This is a genomic window from Acidimicrobiia bacterium, assembly GCA_029210695.1.
In the GTDB taxonomy this organism is placed as follows: domain Bacteria; phylum Actinomycetota; class Acidimicrobiia; order Spongiisociales; family JAHEDJ01; genus JAHEDJ01.
The window spans coordinates 48,382-63,399 of the sequence record JARGFH010000015.1 but is presented as its reverse complement, the minus strand read 5'-3'; the positions used below and the strand labels follow the sequence as shown (position 1 = coordinate 63,399).

Genomic DNA, 15,018 nt, shown 5'->3' with positions numbered 1-15,018 from the left:
CCAGTGTGACCGAAAACGACCTCGAACGCGAGCACCCCCGACCCACAACCACCAACTTTTTCGGCAGCCACCTAGGCGGCGTGGAGTCGAGGCTATTCCTCTCCGCAGAGGCCGGACAGACCTATCTGATCCAGGGTGGCGCGTTTGGCGCAGCACCGGCCGGCGGGAGTCTGAACCTATCGATAGGCGAGCCGCCGGCTACGACCGGCAAGCCGGCCATGTACAAGGGAAGCTCCAAGGGCATCGCGGCCCAGGCATATTTCGACGAGTACAACGACAACACCTCGACGTCGACCGGGGTCTATCTCGTCGAGGGACGCTCGAAGTATGAAAAAGGCAAACCGTACAAGATGGCTGATGTGAACGTCTACTCGTACCAGTCGGTCTACGACGACGGCGAGGGCACCTACACCTGGGAGTCGTGGTACGGCTCGGCCACTCTCGAGCCCGGCCACTACCAACTCGATTCCAAACTGCGGAATGCGTCGGTGAACACGACGATGACGCTGTTCGGCCAGCGCTGCGTCGAAGGGCCCTACACCGAGGACGGGGACGTCATCACATGGGAGGGGTCGTGTGAAGATCTCGGCGCCATCGAAGTCGATGCCGCCGTGGCCTGGACGGGACAAGGACCGACCTTCAAGTACTCCTACAACGAGCGGTCGTCTTCCGGTGACGGATACCGCAGCAGCTACGGAGGGAGTTCCACAGCCAGAGACGCCGACGTGACCGGCACCATCATCGGTGGCGGATGGTCGATCGACCTGGGCGGTTTCTTCGGAACGCTCATGAGGGACAGCTACCGCAGCATGACGGTCTATCGAGGAATCGCCGCCTACTAGGAAGGCTCATCTCGAGGGAAGGGCTGGGCGACCCCACCCTTCCCTCGGGCAATTCTAAGGAAATCGGCCGTAGCCGCCTACCTCTCGGAATCGGCGCCCGCTCAGCAGCTAGGCTCGCCGGGTTTCGAGGAGACACCCAGTGGACAAGAGTGAACCGAAGCTCGGACCCAACTACCGGAAGCTGCTGACCGCCAGCGTCGTCTCGAACTTCGGGGACGGTATTTCCACCGTCGCTTATCCCTGGCTGGCTTCTGCCGTCACCCGCGACCCGCTCCAGATCGCCCTGGTCGGAGTCGCCACCCGCATCCCGTGGCTCGTGTTCACCTTGCCCGCCGGCGTCATCGCCGACCGCATCGACCGGCGCAAGCTGGTCGGGTGGACGGACGCCTTTCGATTCATCCTGACCCTGGCCGTGGCGACGGCGGTGCTCTTGCTCGGCCGCGATCTGGCCGAACCGGACTCCATCGCCCTCGGCACGGCCGACAGGCCGGAACACGCCGGACTGCTCCTGGCAGTTCTGTACACATCGGCACTCCTGTTCGGGTTTGCCGAGGTTCTCCGGGACAACGCTGCCCAGACCCTGATGCCGTCGATCGTCGACACGTCCCTGCTCGAGAAGGCCAACGGCCGGTTGTGGGGCAGCGAAATGGTGATGAACTCGCTGCTCGGGCCGGTGCTGGGCGGATTGATCATTGCCGTCGCGTTCTCTCTCCCCTTCTTCGTCGACGCCGTCACGTTCGCCATCTCTGCCGCTCTCCTCTTCAGCTTGCGCGGATCATTCCGTGCAGAACAAGCCGAGGACCGGCCTTCCTTCGTCGGTCAGATCAAGCAGGGATTCGGCTGGTTGTGGCGGCACCGGCTACTGCGGGTGATGGGCATCATCCTCGGCGTCATGAACGCCATGTTCTCGATGGCGCTGGCCACCTACGTGCTCTTCGTGCAGGAGATCCTCGAGCTGGACGCCTCGCGTTTCGGATTGTTGATGACTGCCGGGGCTCTGGGCGGAGTGGTCGCTAGTTTCACGGCCTCACTGGTCAGCAAGACCATCGGGCCGGGCGCTTCGCTCTTCCTGACCCTCCTGGGTTCCGGTGCCACCCTGGTGTTTACCGGGCTGACGTCGAGTTCGATCGTTGTATGGATCATGTTCTTCATCGCCAGCTTTCTGGCGGTGTTGTGGAACGTGATCACCGTTTCACTACGACAGACGATCATCCCCGACGCGCTCCTCGGTCGCGTCAACAGCGTCTACCGGTTCTTCGCATGGGGAATGATGCCCCTCGGAATGCTGGCAGGCGGGACCCTGGTGGCTTTGGTCGAGGCGATCTGGTCCCGCGACCTGGCCCTCCGCATGCCGTTCCTGGCCGGCGGAGCCGTGTACGCGGTGCTCTTCGTTGTTGCACTGCCGGTGCTCAACACCCGGCAAATCGAGCAGGCCAGGCTCGATGCCGGGGATCGAGTTCCGGAATCCTGAGCGGCGCCGCGCCCGGTGCGAATGCGGCCGGATCCATCCAGGAGGATTACCGGCACGAACCCCTATTGGTCCTCGTCAACCGGTTCGGGCATCGCGGACCGCGTGCGCTTCGGGTAATCGGCCAGCGCCCACCAGGCAAGCAGAGACAAGGCGGCCGCGGTGAGACCGAGCGCCGCCCACCCCCAGCGCTCCGTGGTGGCGTCCAGCCTGAGTTCCACATCCCCCCCGGCAGACGTGCCCACCTCGTCGAGGAGAAGCGCTGGATCGACGCCGAGTTCGGTCAACGTCACCGGCCGCGCCAGTACTGAAACAGCGCCGGCGCCGATGGCTTCGAACACAACAATCAAGTCGGCCCGCTCAACCAGTGCGGTGCCCCCGTAAATCCCGGCGCCCTGATGCCCGAGGGTCACCGTTTCCTGATCGTCGCCGGGATCGATGAAGTGTGCAACAACTCCGACCGGATTCCCTCCGACCTCCACCGACAGGGTCACCTCAATCTCACCGCTCGACACAACAACGGCCTCCGCCGAGGCCACTCCGAACGTCCCGCCGAGTTCGACGGTCAGCAGCGAAACGATGAGCCAGGACTTCATAGCCCGGACTGTATCGGACAACGGGCCGCAATCGCGTAGCCTGGCATTGTGAACGAACCAACTGAGCCGATCCGGGTCGTGCAAGGCGACCTGACCGAACAAGATGTTGACGCGGTCGTGAATGCAGCCAACGAGCAACTCCAGCATGGCGGCGGCGTTGCCGCGGCAATGGTCCGGGCCGGCGGCGTGGTGGTGCAGGAGGAATCCGACACCTGGGTTCGGGAACACGGGCCACTCGAACCCGGCGGTGCGGCCGTTACCGGTGCGGGAGATATGCCGGCCCAATGGATCATTCACGTCGCCGGACCGCGCTTCTCAGCCGGTCGGGACAACGAGACGTTGCTGCGGGCGGCCGTCGCCGCAGCCCTCTCGGCGGCGGCCGGCGCGGGAGCGACCTCCGTTGCGATGCCGGCCATTTCGGCCGGTATATTCGGCTACCCGCTCACCGAAGCAACCAACTTAATCGCGGACACGTGCCGCAAGTGGGTTGCATCTCACCCCGGGATCTTTCAGGAAATCCGGTTGGTCGGATATCAGGCCGAGACCGCCGCCGCCTTCGAGAGGGCGCTGGAATGACGGAGAACCGGATGTCGAGGGTCTGGCGTCGTGCGTCCGACCGGTGGGACCGCAGTCGCGTGCCACCGCCCTTCGATGAAGGAACGACCTGGGAGCGCATCGAGCAACGAGACCGTCACATCGGGGCGCGCCGGCGGAGCATCGTGCACCTCGAGGAATCGCTCCGAATCGACGACACGTTCGCCCTCGCCGAAGGCGGGTTCATCGGTTCGTGGTCGGCCAGCATGGACCTCACCGCTCCACCCGAATCCATCTGGACTTCCTACACGTTCACGGTCGGCGACGGCGATCCGGTTACGTACCCCTGCGAAGACGAGATGGTCGTCCCCCGTTTCGGCATCTATCCGATCCTGGTCAAGGTGCCCTTCGAGGCGGGCCACCTCAAAGCGATCACCGTTCTCGACGATCGAACCGGAGAAGTCGCGGATGTCTCACACCTCGTGTCGGTCGGATGGGACGAGGCGATCAACGGACAATGGTGGAGAATCGACCAATACCACGACGGCGAGCGCCGGGCTGCCTACTGGCTGGATGCTCAGCACCGTTTGAGCCGCTCGGATTGGGACGGGGCGGTCCTCGTGGCTTCGCCTTCCAGATCCGCCGCGCTCGGTGACCTCGCCGAAGCGCTCGATCATGTCTTCGGCGAAGAGCCCGAACCGACACCGATCGGGGATAGCACGGATCGGTGACGGACTCCGGGACGCGGTTCAGCGCGGCGGCTACGCTATCGCCTTCACGGAAGGACACCGATGACGAGAACCCTCTTCGACAAGGTCTGGGACGACCACGTCGTACACGCGGCGCCCGGCGAACCGGATCTCCTCTACATCGATCTCCACCTCGTTCACGAAGTCACCTCTCCGCAAGCATTCGACGGGCTGCGCCTGGCGGGCCGCCCGGTCCGGCGTCCGGACCTCACGCTGGCCACCATCGATCACGGCGTACCAACCACCGGCCGCCGGTTCGGCATCACAGATCCTCTCTCTAAACGGCAAATCGAGGCCTTGATCGACAACTGCGCCGAGTTCGGCGTCACGCTGTACGGACTCGACGACCCCAGGCAGGGGATCGTTCACGTCATCGGGCCCGAGCAGGGCGTTACACAACCCGGCATGACGATCGTGTGTGGTGACTCACACACGGCCACCCACGGCGCCTTTGGAGCACTCGCCTTCGGCATCGGTACCTCGGAGGTCGAGCACGTGCTCGCCACCCAGACCCTTCCCCAGTCGAAGCCGGGGGCGATGGCGATCAACGTCGACGGAGACCTACCCAAAGGCGTCACGGCCAAAGACATCATCCTCGGCATCATTGCCCGGATCGGGACGGCCGGAGCCACCGGACATGTCGTCGAATATCGGGGTTCGACGATTCGCGCCCTTTCGATGGAGGGTCGCATGACGATCTGCAACATGTCGATCGAGGCAGGTGCCCGGGCGGGGATGGTTGCCCCGGACGAGACCACCTTCGCCTATCTGAAGGGGCGTCCCGGCGCGCCGGCCGGCGACGACTGGGAGACGGCTGTCGCCGACTGGCGAGGGTTGCACACCGACGAGGGGGCCGACTTCCGCACTGAGATCTTCATCGAAGCCGGGGACCTCGAGCCGTACGTTTCGTGGGGCACCAACCCCGGCCAGACGCTGCCGGTCACGGCAATGATCCCGTCGCCGGATGACTTCGAGGAAGCCAACGATCGGGATTCGACGAAGCGCGCTCTGCAATACATGGGACTCGAACCAGGAACGCCGATCGCCGGGATCGATATCAACAAGGTATTTGTTGGGTCCTGTACGAACGGCAGGATCGAGGACCTGCGAGCGGCGGCGGCCGTTGTCGACGGCCGGCACGTTGCGCCGACGGTCACGGCCATCGTCGTACCCGGCTCTGGATTGGTGAAGCTCCAGGCGGAACGGGAGGGGCTCGACCGGATCTTCACGGAAGCCGGATTCGAGTGGCGCGACGCCGGGTGCTCGATGTGCCTCGGAATGAATCCGGACATCCTCGATCCGTACGATCGGTGCGCTTCGACCTCAAACCGGAACTTCGAAGGGCGCCAGGGCAAAGACGGGCGAACCCACCTGGTGAGTCCGGAAATGGCGGCCGCCGCCGCAATCGCCGGCCGATTTGTCGATGTGCGGACCTGGGAGGGTTGAGATGCGCGCCGTTGAACGAATCACCGGGACCATGGCGCCCTTGCCGAGAGCGAATATCGACACCGACCAGATCATCCCCAAGCAGTTCCTCAAACGCATCGAGCGCACCGGCTACGGGGAGTTCCTGTTCTGGGACTGGCGTCGAACTGCCGATGGGGAACTCGATCCGGATTTCGTCCTGAACAAACCGGAGTACGCCTCGGCCCCGGTGCTCGTCACCGGCCCGAACTTCGGTTCCGGGTCCTCGCGCGAACACGCCCCCTGGAGCCTGGAGGGCTGGGGATTCGAAGCGATCATCGCCCCCTCCTTCGCAGAGATCTTCTTCACGAACTGCACGAAGGTGGGCCTGCTCCCGGTTGTGCTCACCGAGAAAGAGGTTCAGTACCTGCTCGATCTGGCGGCTGAAGACCCGAAGGCGATCGTGACCATCGACCTCGCCGACCTGGTCGTCGAAGCGCCGGGACTGACCGCCGAGTTCGAACTGGACCCCTTCGTGCGGCGTCGCATGCGCGAGGGTCTCGACGACATCGGAATCACCCTCCAGCAAGCCGACCTGATCGACGCCTTCGAGTCGAGGCGCCCGTCTCACCGACCGAGGGCTCGATAGTTGCGAGTCGCGGGTCGCTAGTCGCGGGTCCGGTCCCCCCTTGAGGGGAAGTACCGCTCGCCGACAGGCGAGGGGTAGGGGCTCCATCGCTACTGAAGGTGATCCCGCATGACCTGGTGCACGATGTCGACGCGATCCGAGATGAGGGCGTCGACGCCGAGGTCGAGGAGATAGCGCATCTCGTCGGGTTCATTCACCGTCCAGACGTGAACCTGCTTGCCTGCTTCGTGGGCCGCGTGCACGAACCTGGCGTCGACGACGGTGGTCCGTCCGTATGAGACCGGCACCTGTAGCGCGTCGGCCGGGATGCGCAGCGATCGGCCGAGGCGGGCGCCCGCCCAGAGAGCTCTCGTCTCCCATGGTCCTGCCGAGGTGGCGACGGACCGGCCCGCCATTTTCCGGAACCGGGCGATGCGCAGATCCTTGAACGATCCAACGATGACGCGATCGTGAAGCCGGAGACGATTGATCATCTCAACGACGATGTGCTCAATCCCGGATTGCTTGAGGTCGAGCGTGAACAGAGCATGCGGAAAGGCGGTCAGCACGTCTTCCAACGCCGGCACGGTCACTCCCCTGCCGCGGAAGGGGAACCCCTTCAACGGTTCATGGCGGAATCCGGCGTCCAGTCTCTGCACCTCAGCGAAGGTGCGGTCGGTGATGAGCCCGGTGGCATCGGTCGTGCGTTCGAGGGTGTCGTCGTGGAAGCACACGAGGATCCCGTCCGCAGTGGTGTGAAGGTCCGTTTCGAGGTATCGAAACCCCAGATCGACGGCACCCTGGAAGGCGGTCATCGTGTTCTCGGGCCACAGCAGGCGGCTGCCACGGTGCGCCATCGCAATCGGATACTCGTGACTGAAGAACGGTTTCATGGTGCCCAGAGCATAAAAGCTAACGGCGATACCTCATGCCTGCTACCCGGTCGGATGTGGACTGGCTATCCGACGACGACCCGGCCGTCTTTGACCACCTTCCAGGTGCAGGGCCGATCCGGCCGGTAGGCGAGATCGAGATAGTTGTCCGTATCGAGCACGTGCAGGTCGGCCACTGCACCTACCCGCAGCCATCCCTTGTCTGGTTCTTCGACGGCCAGAGCTCCGCCGCGGGTGGCCGCCCAGATCGACTCCTCCACCGTCAAACCCATTTCCATGGCGCCCAGGGCAACGACGAACTGCATCGACTCAACATTCGACGTTCCCGGGTTGCAGTCCGTCGCCAGGGCGACCGTCACCCCTGCATCTCGCAACAACCGGGCCGGAGCCTGAGCGGACTGCAACGAGAGCGAGGCCGCAGGGAGGAGCACCGCGATGACACCGGCATCTGCCAGATAGGAAGCCTGGCGTTCAGAGACGTGCTCGAGGTGGTCGGCCGAAACAGCACCGACCTCGACCGCCAGTTCGAGCCCGCCCGTGTCGCCGAGCTGATTGGCGTGGAGCCGCGGACGCAATCCGTGCCTGCGCCCGGCCGCCAACACCCGGCGCGCCTCGTCGACAGAAAATACCCCGGCATCACAGAACACATCGCAGTACTCGGCGATGGAGGCAACCGCGGGCAGCATCTCCTCCTCGATCAGCCACAGGTAGGCGTCCCGATCCGACCGGTATTCATCCGGAACGGCGTGAGCTCCGAGGAACGTAGACACCACGTCGAGCGGCAGGCGGCTCCCGATCTCGGCAGCTACCTCCAGTATGTGACGCTCGGTGAGCGTCTCGAGTCCGTATCCGGACTTGATCTCGACCGTGGTCGTACCGAGCGACAGCATCCGATCGGCTCGTGCCATCGACACCTCGAGCAGACGATCCGGCCCGGCTGCCCTGGTCGCCCTGACCGTCGCCTGGATACCGCCGCCGGCCGCCATGATCGTTTTGTAGCTCGCCCCCCGCATACGTTGACCGAACTCATCCGCCCGGTCCCCGTCGAACACCAGATGGGTGTGGGCATCCACAAAGCCGGGCAAGACCGTTCGACCTCCGCACTCGAGGGTGACTATCTCGCGATATCTCGATGGAAGGTCTTGCTCCCGGCCGATCCACGTGATCCGCCCGTTGCGGACGGCAATGGCGCCCTCCCCAATGGGCCCGTCGAGCCGTGGGTCGTTGGTGATGATGCGATCGATGCCGGTAATGAGGAGATCGCCCGAGGTCTGCTCGAACGCATGGTCACCGGTGATCTCCACTGCCAGTTCGGCGCACTCATCGCAGATGGCGACACCACTGGGTCCGGCGAGGAGATGGGCTACCTCGTCTTCGGGCTTCTCGCAGAAGCTACAAACGCGGCGTGCCAAGGTCTATCCCTCGAGCATCGGGATACCGACGCCCCGCTCTTTGGCAACGTCCTTCGCCCGCTGGTAGCCGGCATCCACGTGACGCATGACTCCGGTCCCCGGATCATTGGTGAGGACGCGGCTGAGTCGTAGCGCGCCTTCCTCGGTGCCGTCGGCCACCACCTGCGCCCCGGCATGGATGGACTTTCCCATTCCAACCCCACCACCATGGTGAACCGCCACCCAGGCGGCCCCGGACGCCGTGTTGAGTAGAGCATTCAGAATCGGCCAATCGGCCACGGCATCGGATCCGTCGGCCATCGCCTCGGTCTCCCGATACGGGGAGGCCACCGAGCCGGAATCGAGGTGATCGCGCCCTATGACAACCGGAGCGGCCACCTTCCCCGTGCGAACCAGTTCGTTGAAGGCGAGACCCGCCCTGTCCCGCTCGCCGTAGCCGAGCCAGCAGATCCGGGCGGGGAGTCCCTGAAAGTGGACCCGCTGGCGAGCCATCTCGATCCAGCGATGCAAGCCGCGGTTCTCGGGGAACAGGTCGATCAGTGCCTGGTCGGTGGCGGCGATGTCGGCCGGGTCCCCGGACAGCGCTATCCAGCGGAACGGGCCCATCCCCTCGCAGAACAGATCGCGAATGTAGGCGGGCACAAAACCGGGGTAGGCGAACGCGTTCTCGAAGCCGCCCAACTTCGCCTCGCCGCGCAGGTTATTGCCGTAATCGAACACCTCTGAGCCGCGTTCCAGGAATCCGACCATCGCCCCGCAGTGACGCGCCATCGAGTCCCTGGCCTCGGCGATGTAACGATCCCGATCGTCGCTCCTGAGCTTGGCAGCCGTCTCCAGGTCGTAGCCGCGGGGAATGTACCCGTTGAGCGGATCGTGGGCGGAGGTTTGATCGGTGACGATGTCGAATGCGATGTCGCGCCGAAGGAGCTCAGGAAATACGTCAGCAGCATTTCCCTCGATGCCGACCGAGAGCTTCCTCTTCTCGCGTACAGCCGACTCGCACAGGGCCATCGCCTCGTCGAGCGATCCGGCGGCCACATCGAGATATCCGGTCTCGATCCGCCGCTGGATTCGGATCGGATCGACCTCGACGCACAACACGACACCGTCATTCATGGTGACGGCCAGCGGCTGTGCACCGCCCATCCCACCGAGCCCCGCCGTGAGAGTGAGGGTGCCTTTCAGCGAACCTCCAAAACGCTTCTCGGCGATCGCCAGAAACGTCTGATACGTTCCCTGGAGGATTCCCTGCGTGCCTATGTAGATCCACGACCCTGCCGTCATCTGGCCGTACATCATGAGGCCGGCCGCTTCGAGATCCCAGAAGTGCTCCCAGTCGGCCCAATCGGGAACGAGCAGGCTGTTGGCGATCAGCACTCGCGGTGCCATCTCGTGGGTGCGAAACACTCCGACCGGTTTCCCCGACTGAACCAGCATCGTCTCATCGTTCTCAAGCGAGCGAAGCGTGCGCACTATGGCGTCGAAAGCATCCCAGTTGCGGGCTGCCTTGCCCCGACCTCCATACACGACGAGTTCATCCGGGTTCTCGGCTACCTCCGGGTCGAGGTTGTTCATCAGCGACCGCAGGGCGGCTTCCTGTAGCCAGCCCTTGGTCGACAGGTCGGTTCCGCGTGGAGCCCGGATGGCGCGTGGCCCGCTCATGTCAGCCTCTCGATTGCTCACCCTCACGCTACTCGGAGGGATAGACAATCGACCGCCGGACGAGCTAGACCGTGCGGATCCAACCGTGGATATCGGGCGCCACGCCTGTCTGGAGAGCAGTGAGGGCGGCACGAAGGCGCAGGGTGTTCGGCCCGACTTCCCCGCTCCCTACCTTGTGCTCCTTGCCCGCGTGCAGGATGGTGCCGACGCCGGCCAGCACAGCAGCCGTGCCCGAGAGAGCGGCCTCGCCGCGCTCGGCGAACTCCAGCATTTCGTCGATGGTGAAGTCGGCCTCGATCACCTCGTAGCCGAGGTCTCGAGCTATGACGAGAACGGAATCACGGGTAACGCCGGGCAAGAAGGATGGGTCGAGGGATTTGGTCAGCACACGGTCGTCGTCGAGCAGAATGAAGTTGGCGGCGCCGGTCTCCTGCACATCGCCGCCGGGAGCGAACAAGACCTGGTCTGCGGCGTGTGTGTGTTTGGCCTCCATGATGAGCCCCAGGGCGGACGCGTAATTGGCGCCGGTCTTGGCCATGCCGAAGGATGGTGTCGACCGGGGACGGTGCGCCTCTACCACCACCTTGAGCGGACGGATCCCCCCGGAGAAGTAGTCGCCGACCGGCGAGCCGAGCACATAGAGCAACGCCTCCTTGCTGGGCGAGGCGGCGGCTCCGACGTTGGCCTCGGTGCCCACCAGGGTCGGGCGCAGATAGAGGGAACCAGGCGGTTCGGGAATGGCCTCCCTGGCCGCATCGACCACCGCGATAATCATGCGCTCCAGGAGCGGCCCGTCCGGAGGTGGAAGGTAGAGCAACCGGGCACTGGCTTGCATCCGCTCGATATGCCGGTCGAGACGAAACAGACGCAGATCGCCCTTGACACCGCGATGGGCCTTGAGACCCTCGAACACAGAACTCGAGTAGTGGAGCACATGGGCGGCAGGGTGGATCGGGAGCGGGGCGACCGGTTCGAGCCGCGGCTCCTCGAAGTGTTCTCCGTCCCATCTGCTGAGTGCCATCTTGTCGGCAAATACCGCGCCGAAGGGGGCGGTCTCGTGCGCTGGAGTTGGCATAGTGCCTCCCTTCGGAATCGGCTCCGGCACTCTAGCGAACACTCCAGCACCGTTCTTGCGTGAGTTTGGCGCGCCGTGCGCCCGGCGGTTTCAAATGGTCTGCGCGACGAGTTGGTTGAATCGCTCGGCTGGGGTGTCCCATCCGAGCGTTTTTCTGGGTCGTGTGTTCAACAGTCTTGAGATCTCGTCGAGTTCGTTTTGGGTGTAGACGGAGAGGTCGGTGCCTTTGGGGAGCCACTGGCGGACGAGGCCGTTCCAGTTCTCGTTGCTGCCTCTTTGCCATGGCGAGTGGGGATCGCAGAAGTAGACGTCGATATCGGTCGCGACGGTGAACGACGCATGGTGGGCGAGTTCGCCGCCTTGGTCCCAGGCCAGTGAACGGGCGAGCCGGTCAGGGAGCCGCCCCATGATGTCGACGAGCCTGTCGGCGACGTGTGGTGCGGTGCGGTCGGCGAGTTTGATGAGCTGCCCGTAACGGGTGGAGCGTTCGACGACGGTGCCGACCTGGGACCTGCCGGCCTCACCGATGATCAGGTCGCCTTCCCAATGGCCCGGAACCGCACGGTCGTCGGCCTCTGGAGGGCGTTGCGAGATGTTGACCATGTCTTTGATCCTGCCCTGCCCGGTGTTGATCCGGCTCTGCGGCTGCCGCTTCGACCGGCCAGAACGCAGGCAGGCAGCCAGTTCCTTACGCAGCTCGCCCTTGGCCTGGACGTAGATGGCGTGATAGATCGACTCGTGCGACACCCACCATTGTTCATCGTCGGGGTGATCTTTGCGAAGCGTCGCAGCGATCTGCTGCGGCGACCAATAGTCGCGCAGCCGGTCTTTGATTTCTTCCCACAGCTCGGGACGGGTCTCGGTCCAGCCTTGGCGGGGACGCAACGCCGCATCACAGACACGCTCTTCGGCGGCGAACGCCCGATACACGTCACGGCCCCCGTTGACCTTGATCTCGTGCCACACCGTTGAACGGTGTCGCCCGATTCGCTTCCCGATCTGTTCGTTGGACTCTCTGCGATCGATCCCGACACGGATCTCTTCACGATCAGCGAGGGTCAACGCGTCAAACCCGCGGGTTCTATCACGAAAACACATCCGGCCATGTTCATCGACCAGACTGTCCACCGTGCGTGGACTGATCCCCGCCACCACAGCAGCATCCCCAATGGTCGCCCCCCGGGCAACCGCCAGCAGCGCAACACGCGCCACACGCCAAGGAGTCTTCGGACGGACCATACCTCACCTCCATGAGGACACCCCGTCGCGCTCACCACCTGAACTCAAGCCCGATTGTCACGCAAGATTGCGGGTGAGGTCGCCGCGCTCGATCATGGCTGCAACCGCCTCGATCTCATCCGACAGCACCCGATCATCCTCGAGGGTTGGAACTACCTCACGGACCTTCCGGACGACGACCGCCACCCGGGCGGACGGTTCGAGTGGCCGGCGATACTCGATGCCCTGCACCGCGCAGAGGATCTCAACCGCCAGGACCCGGCTGATGTTGTCGAGCACCTGCCAGAGCTTGCGACCGGCACCCCAGCCCATCGACACGTGATCTTCCTGACTGCCGGAGGTGGGAATGGACTCTACCGAGGCGGGATGGCTCAGCACGCGGCTCTCTGCCACGAGGGCGGCGGCGGTGTACTGGAGCAGCATGTACCCCGAGTTGAGGCCGGGTCGGGGCGAGAGGAACGCCGGTAGACCGGACGAACGCTCGGGATCGAGCATCCGGTCGGTGCGCCGTTCTGAGATGTTGGCGAGTTCCGTCACTGCAATCGTGAGGAAGTCGAGAGCAAACGCCAGCGGCTGGCCGTGGAAGTTCCCCGCTGAGATCAACTCGCCCGTCTCGGGAAACACAATCGGATTGTCGACGACCGCGCCCAACTCGCGACCGAACACTTCCCCGGCGTGGTCGAGGGTGTCCCACACCGCCCCGTGCACCTGCGGCGCACAACGAAGGCTGTAGGCATCCTGCACAGCATGCACGAAATCGTCCTGATGGCTCCGCCCGATGCCGGATCCCTCCAGCAGCCCCGCAATCCGTGCCGCCGAGGCGATCTGGCCCGGGTGCGGGCGCAGGGCATGGACCTCGGGCCGGAACGGACGGGAGCTCCCCTTCAATGCCTCGATGGAGAGCGCCGCTCCCAGATCGGCGGCGAGTGCCAGGAGACGGGCTCGATGGAGGCCCAGCACACCCAACGACAGCATGCCCTCGGTGCCGTTCAGAAGGCTGAGGCCCTCCTTGGCGCGGAGCCGGATCGGCGCCAAGCCGTGTCTCGCCAGCACGCGAGCGGCCGGCTCGATCTGATCGCCATCTTTGAGGTAGCCCTCGCCGATGATCGGGAGGGCCAGGTGAGCGAACGGAGCGAGGTCACCGGACGCTCCCACCGATCCTTGAGATGGCACAACCGGCAACAGGCCTTCCCTCAGGAACTCGATGTAGCGCTCGACGATGACAGGGCGCACACCAGAGTGGCCCTGGGCCAGCGTCCTGGCCCGCAGGAGCAACATGGATCGAACGAGCTCATCGGGAAGTGGATCGCCGACACCGGCGGCGTGCGAGCGAAGCAGCCGAACCTGGAGATCCTCGGCTTCGGCCGGGTCTATCCGCTTGGAGGCGAGAGCACCAAAGCCGGTCGTGACTCCGTACAGCGTCCGATCCTCGGCCACTGCCTTCTCAACGACGTCGCGGGCAGGAAGCATTCGGGCCCGGACCTCGTGATGGAGGACTGCCTCGGCGCGGCCTTGCGCAACCGCCACCACTTCGTCAATCGAAAGAGGTCCGCCGTCGATCGTCACGTGCATGTCGCGAGGCTATCAGTCGGCTAGCCCCGCGGCATACCACTCCCAGGGAGCCCAGTTACAGACGGATGGGCCGGGCCGCGAGGAAGCCTTCCAAACCCGTCACGGAACATCTGCAGACAACTCGTCAATCCACTTCTCGAACACGTCCAGGAACTCGTTGTAGCTTTGATCCAGCTCGAACGGGTCGCAGGACTCCTCCGGTCGGATCCGGGCGGTAAGCAGATGAATCCCGTTCGCACTCAACTGCACCAGGCTCCTGCGGCCGTCGTACTTGCCGGCGAAGTCGCTGCCGATCAAACCCCCAATCTCGAGTTGAACAGGGCCGCCAGCCGGCGGAAGATATAACGTAACGGGCACCGGAATGGCGCTCGCAGGATCGATGCCCTGCATCGGACCGAACGCAGATTCGATGAACTCCACAGGTATCCCGGCGATGCTTGGCGTCCCCTCGATCAACTCCGATGGGCTAGTGAGGGCTCCAAGTACCGAGATGGCTGCAACGGCGGGGTCCTGGAGGCTCATACCAAGGCCCGTAGTCACAGCCCCGGCCGCCTGAATCAGGCTCAAATAGGGGCCCGCCTCGATGTAGATGACCCCGCGCCACGCTCCCGACATGCCGAAACAGGAGCGGGCACCAAGAGTCACGCTCAGCGGGCCGGGAGCTATTGGACCATCGTCATCGGGGTTGAGCACGACCCGGTACTGGCCTTCGAGGGAGTAGGAGGAGGCGGACTGGAGAAGGGCAAAGGCCATCGTCGACCCCCATCTCTCGCCGCCGGCTTCAACGCCGACGGATCCCGAACCGCTGTCCGTCGTCAAGAGTGTCGCTTGTACCGTCCCTCCGGACGTGGTCCCGACCGATGGATCGACCGTCCCCAGCTCAAACTCACCGATCCGAACCGTGACGCCGTCGACCGGTTCGCCGGCCAGATCGGTGACCATGA

General features: G+C 64.4%; 14 protein-coding genes. 6 read left to right on the top strand and 8 right to left on the bottom strand.

The window, feature by feature from the left end:
- The coding region (locus tag P1T08_06900; protein MDF1595809.1) for a hypothetical protein at nt 1–842 on the top strand (842 nt) is incomplete at its 5' end.
- Nucleotides 843–981: 139 nt separating this feature from the next.
- The gene (locus P1T08_06895) at nt 982–2,313 is read left to right on the top strand and encodes an MFS transporter (protein MDF1595808.1); all 1,332 of its coding nucleotides are present in this window, start codon (nt 982–984) and stop codon (nt 2,311–2,313) included.
- A gap of 62 nt (nt 2,314–2,375) precedes the next feature.
- Here the strand turns inward: P1T08_06895 and P1T08_06890 are convergent, their stop codons facing one another.
- Nucleotides 2,376–2,906 carry a hypothetical protein gene (locus tag P1T08_06890; protein ID MDF1595807.1) on the bottom strand — a complete coding sequence of 177 codons (531 nt, stop codon included), beginning with the start codon at nt 2,904–2,906 and terminating at the stop codon, nt 2,376–2,378.
- 48 nt (nt 2,907–2,954) lie between these two features.
- Here P1T08_06890 and P1T08_06885 point away from each other — a divergent pair, with 48 nt between their 5' ends.
- From P1T08_06885 to leuD, 4 genes are read left to right on the top strand one after another with little or no spacing between them, the layout of a single operon-like run.
- Complete coding sequence (locus P1T08_06885; GenBank protein ID MDF1595806.1) at nt 2,955–3,482, top strand: macro domain-containing protein; 528 nt, start codon at nt 2,955–2,957, stop codon at nt 3,480–3,482.
- Between the two features lie 11 nt (nt 3,483–3,493).
- On the top strand, nt 3,494–4,171 hold the full coding sequence (locus P1T08_06880; GenBank protein MDF1595805.1) for a hypothetical protein: 678 nt from the start codon (nt 3,494–3,496) through the stop codon (nt 4,169–4,171).
- A 60-nt stretch (nt 4,172–4,231) separates the two neighbouring features.
- On the top strand, nt 4,232–5,635 hold the full coding sequence (leuC, locus tag P1T08_06875; GenBank protein MDF1595804.1) for a 3-isopropylmalate dehydratase large subunit: 1,404 nt from the start codon (nt 4,232–4,234) through the stop codon (nt 5,633–5,635).
- A gap of 1 nt (nt 5,636) precedes the next feature.
- Nucleotides 5,637–6,242: a 3-isopropylmalate dehydratase small subunit gene (gene leuD / locus P1T08_06870; GenBank protein ID MDF1595803.1), complete on the top strand. Its 606-nt coding sequence runs from the start codon at nt 5,637–5,639 to the stop codon at nt 6,240–6,242.
- Nucleotides 6,243–6,331: 89 nt separating this feature from the next.
- On the opposite strand, the gene P1T08_06865 is transcribed toward leuD, so the two are convergent.
- The 7 genes from P1T08_06865 to P1T08_06835 all read right to left on the bottom strand — a co-directional run bounded on the left by P1T08_06865 (nt 6,332) and on the right by P1T08_06835 (nt 15,016).
- A complete protein-coding gene (locus tag P1T08_06865) occupies nt 6,332–7,114 on the bottom strand; it encodes a glycerophosphodiester phosphodiesterase (protein MDF1595802.1) in 783 nt (260 codons plus the stop codon).
- A 65-nt stretch (nt 7,115–7,179) separates the two neighbouring features.
- A complete protein-coding gene (gene hutI, locus P1T08_06860) occupies nt 7,180–8,526 on the bottom strand; it encodes an imidazolonepropionase (GenBank protein MDF1595801.1) in 1,347 nt (448 codons plus the stop codon).
- Between the two features lie 3 nt (nt 8,527–8,529).
- Nucleotides 8,530–10,188 carry a urocanate hydratase gene (gene hutU / locus P1T08_06855; GenBank protein ID MDF1595800.1) on the bottom strand — a complete coding sequence of 553 codons (1,659 nt, stop codon included), beginning with the start codon at nt 10,186–10,188 and terminating at the stop codon, nt 8,530–8,532.
- Between the two features lie 64 nt (nt 10,189–10,252).
- A complete protein-coding gene (locus P1T08_06850) occupies nt 10,253–11,263 on the bottom strand; it encodes a branched-chain amino acid aminotransferase (GenBank protein ID MDF1595799.1) in 1,011 nt (336 codons plus the stop codon).
- A 90-nt stretch (nt 11,264–11,353) separates the two neighbouring features.
- On the bottom strand, nt 11,354–12,502 hold the full coding sequence (locus P1T08_06845; protein ID MDF1595798.1) for an IS30 family transposase: 1,149 nt from the start codon (nt 12,500–12,502) through the stop codon (nt 11,354–11,356).
- Between the two features lie 57 nt (nt 12,503–12,559).
- Nucleotides 12,560–14,074, bottom strand: coding sequence for a histidine ammonia-lyase (gene hutH, locus P1T08_06840; protein ID MDF1595797.1), 1,515 nt, complete (start codon nt 14,072–14,074; stop codon nt 12,560–12,562).
- Between the two features lie 99 nt (nt 14,075–14,173).
- Nucleotides 14,174–15,016 (bottom strand): hypothetical protein, encoded by an 843-nt coding sequence (locus P1T08_06835; protein ID MDF1595796.1) that lies wholly within the window; start codon nt 15,014–15,016, stop codon nt 14,174–14,176.
- Nucleotides 15,017–15,018 lie beyond the last annotated feature (2 nt).

Coding starts and splice junctions, on each gene's coding strand:
- P1T08_06890 (MDF1595807.1), bottom strand. CDS start 2,906: ATGAAGTCCTGGCTCATCGTTTCGCTGCTGACCGTCGAACTCGGCGGG.
- P1T08_06880 (MDF1595805.1), top strand. CDS start 3,494: ATGTCGAGGGTCTGGCGTCGTGCGTCCGACCGGTGGGACCGCAGTCGC.
- leuC (MDF1595804.1), top strand. CDS start 4,232: ATGACGAGAACCCTCTTCGACAAGGTCTGGGACGACCACGTCGTACAC.
- leuD (MDF1595803.1), top strand. CDS start 5,637: ATGCGCGCCGTTGAACGAATCACCGGGACCATGGCGCCCTTGCCGAGA.
- P1T08_06865 (MDF1595802.1), bottom strand. CDS start 7,114: ATGAAACCGTTCTTCAGTCACGAGTATCCGATTGCGATGGCGCACCGT.
- hutU (MDF1595800.1), bottom strand. CDS start 10,188: ATGAGCGGGCCACGCGCCATCCGGGCTCCACGCGGAACCGACCTGTCG.
- P1T08_06850 (MDF1595799.1), bottom strand. CDS start 11,263: ATGCCAACTCCAGCGCACGAGACCGCCCCCTTCGGCGCGGTATTTGCC.
- P1T08_06845 (MDF1595798.1), bottom strand. CDS start 12,502: ATGGTCCGTCCGAAGACTCCTTGGCGTGTGGCGCGTGTTGCGCTGCTG.
- hutH (MDF1595797.1), bottom strand. CDS start 14,074: ATGCACGTGACGATCGACGGCGGACCTCTTTCGATTGACGAAGTGGTG.
- P1T08_06835 (MDF1595796.1), bottom strand. CDS start 15,016: ATGGTCACCGATCTGGCCGGCGAACCGGTCGACGGCGTCACGGTTCGG.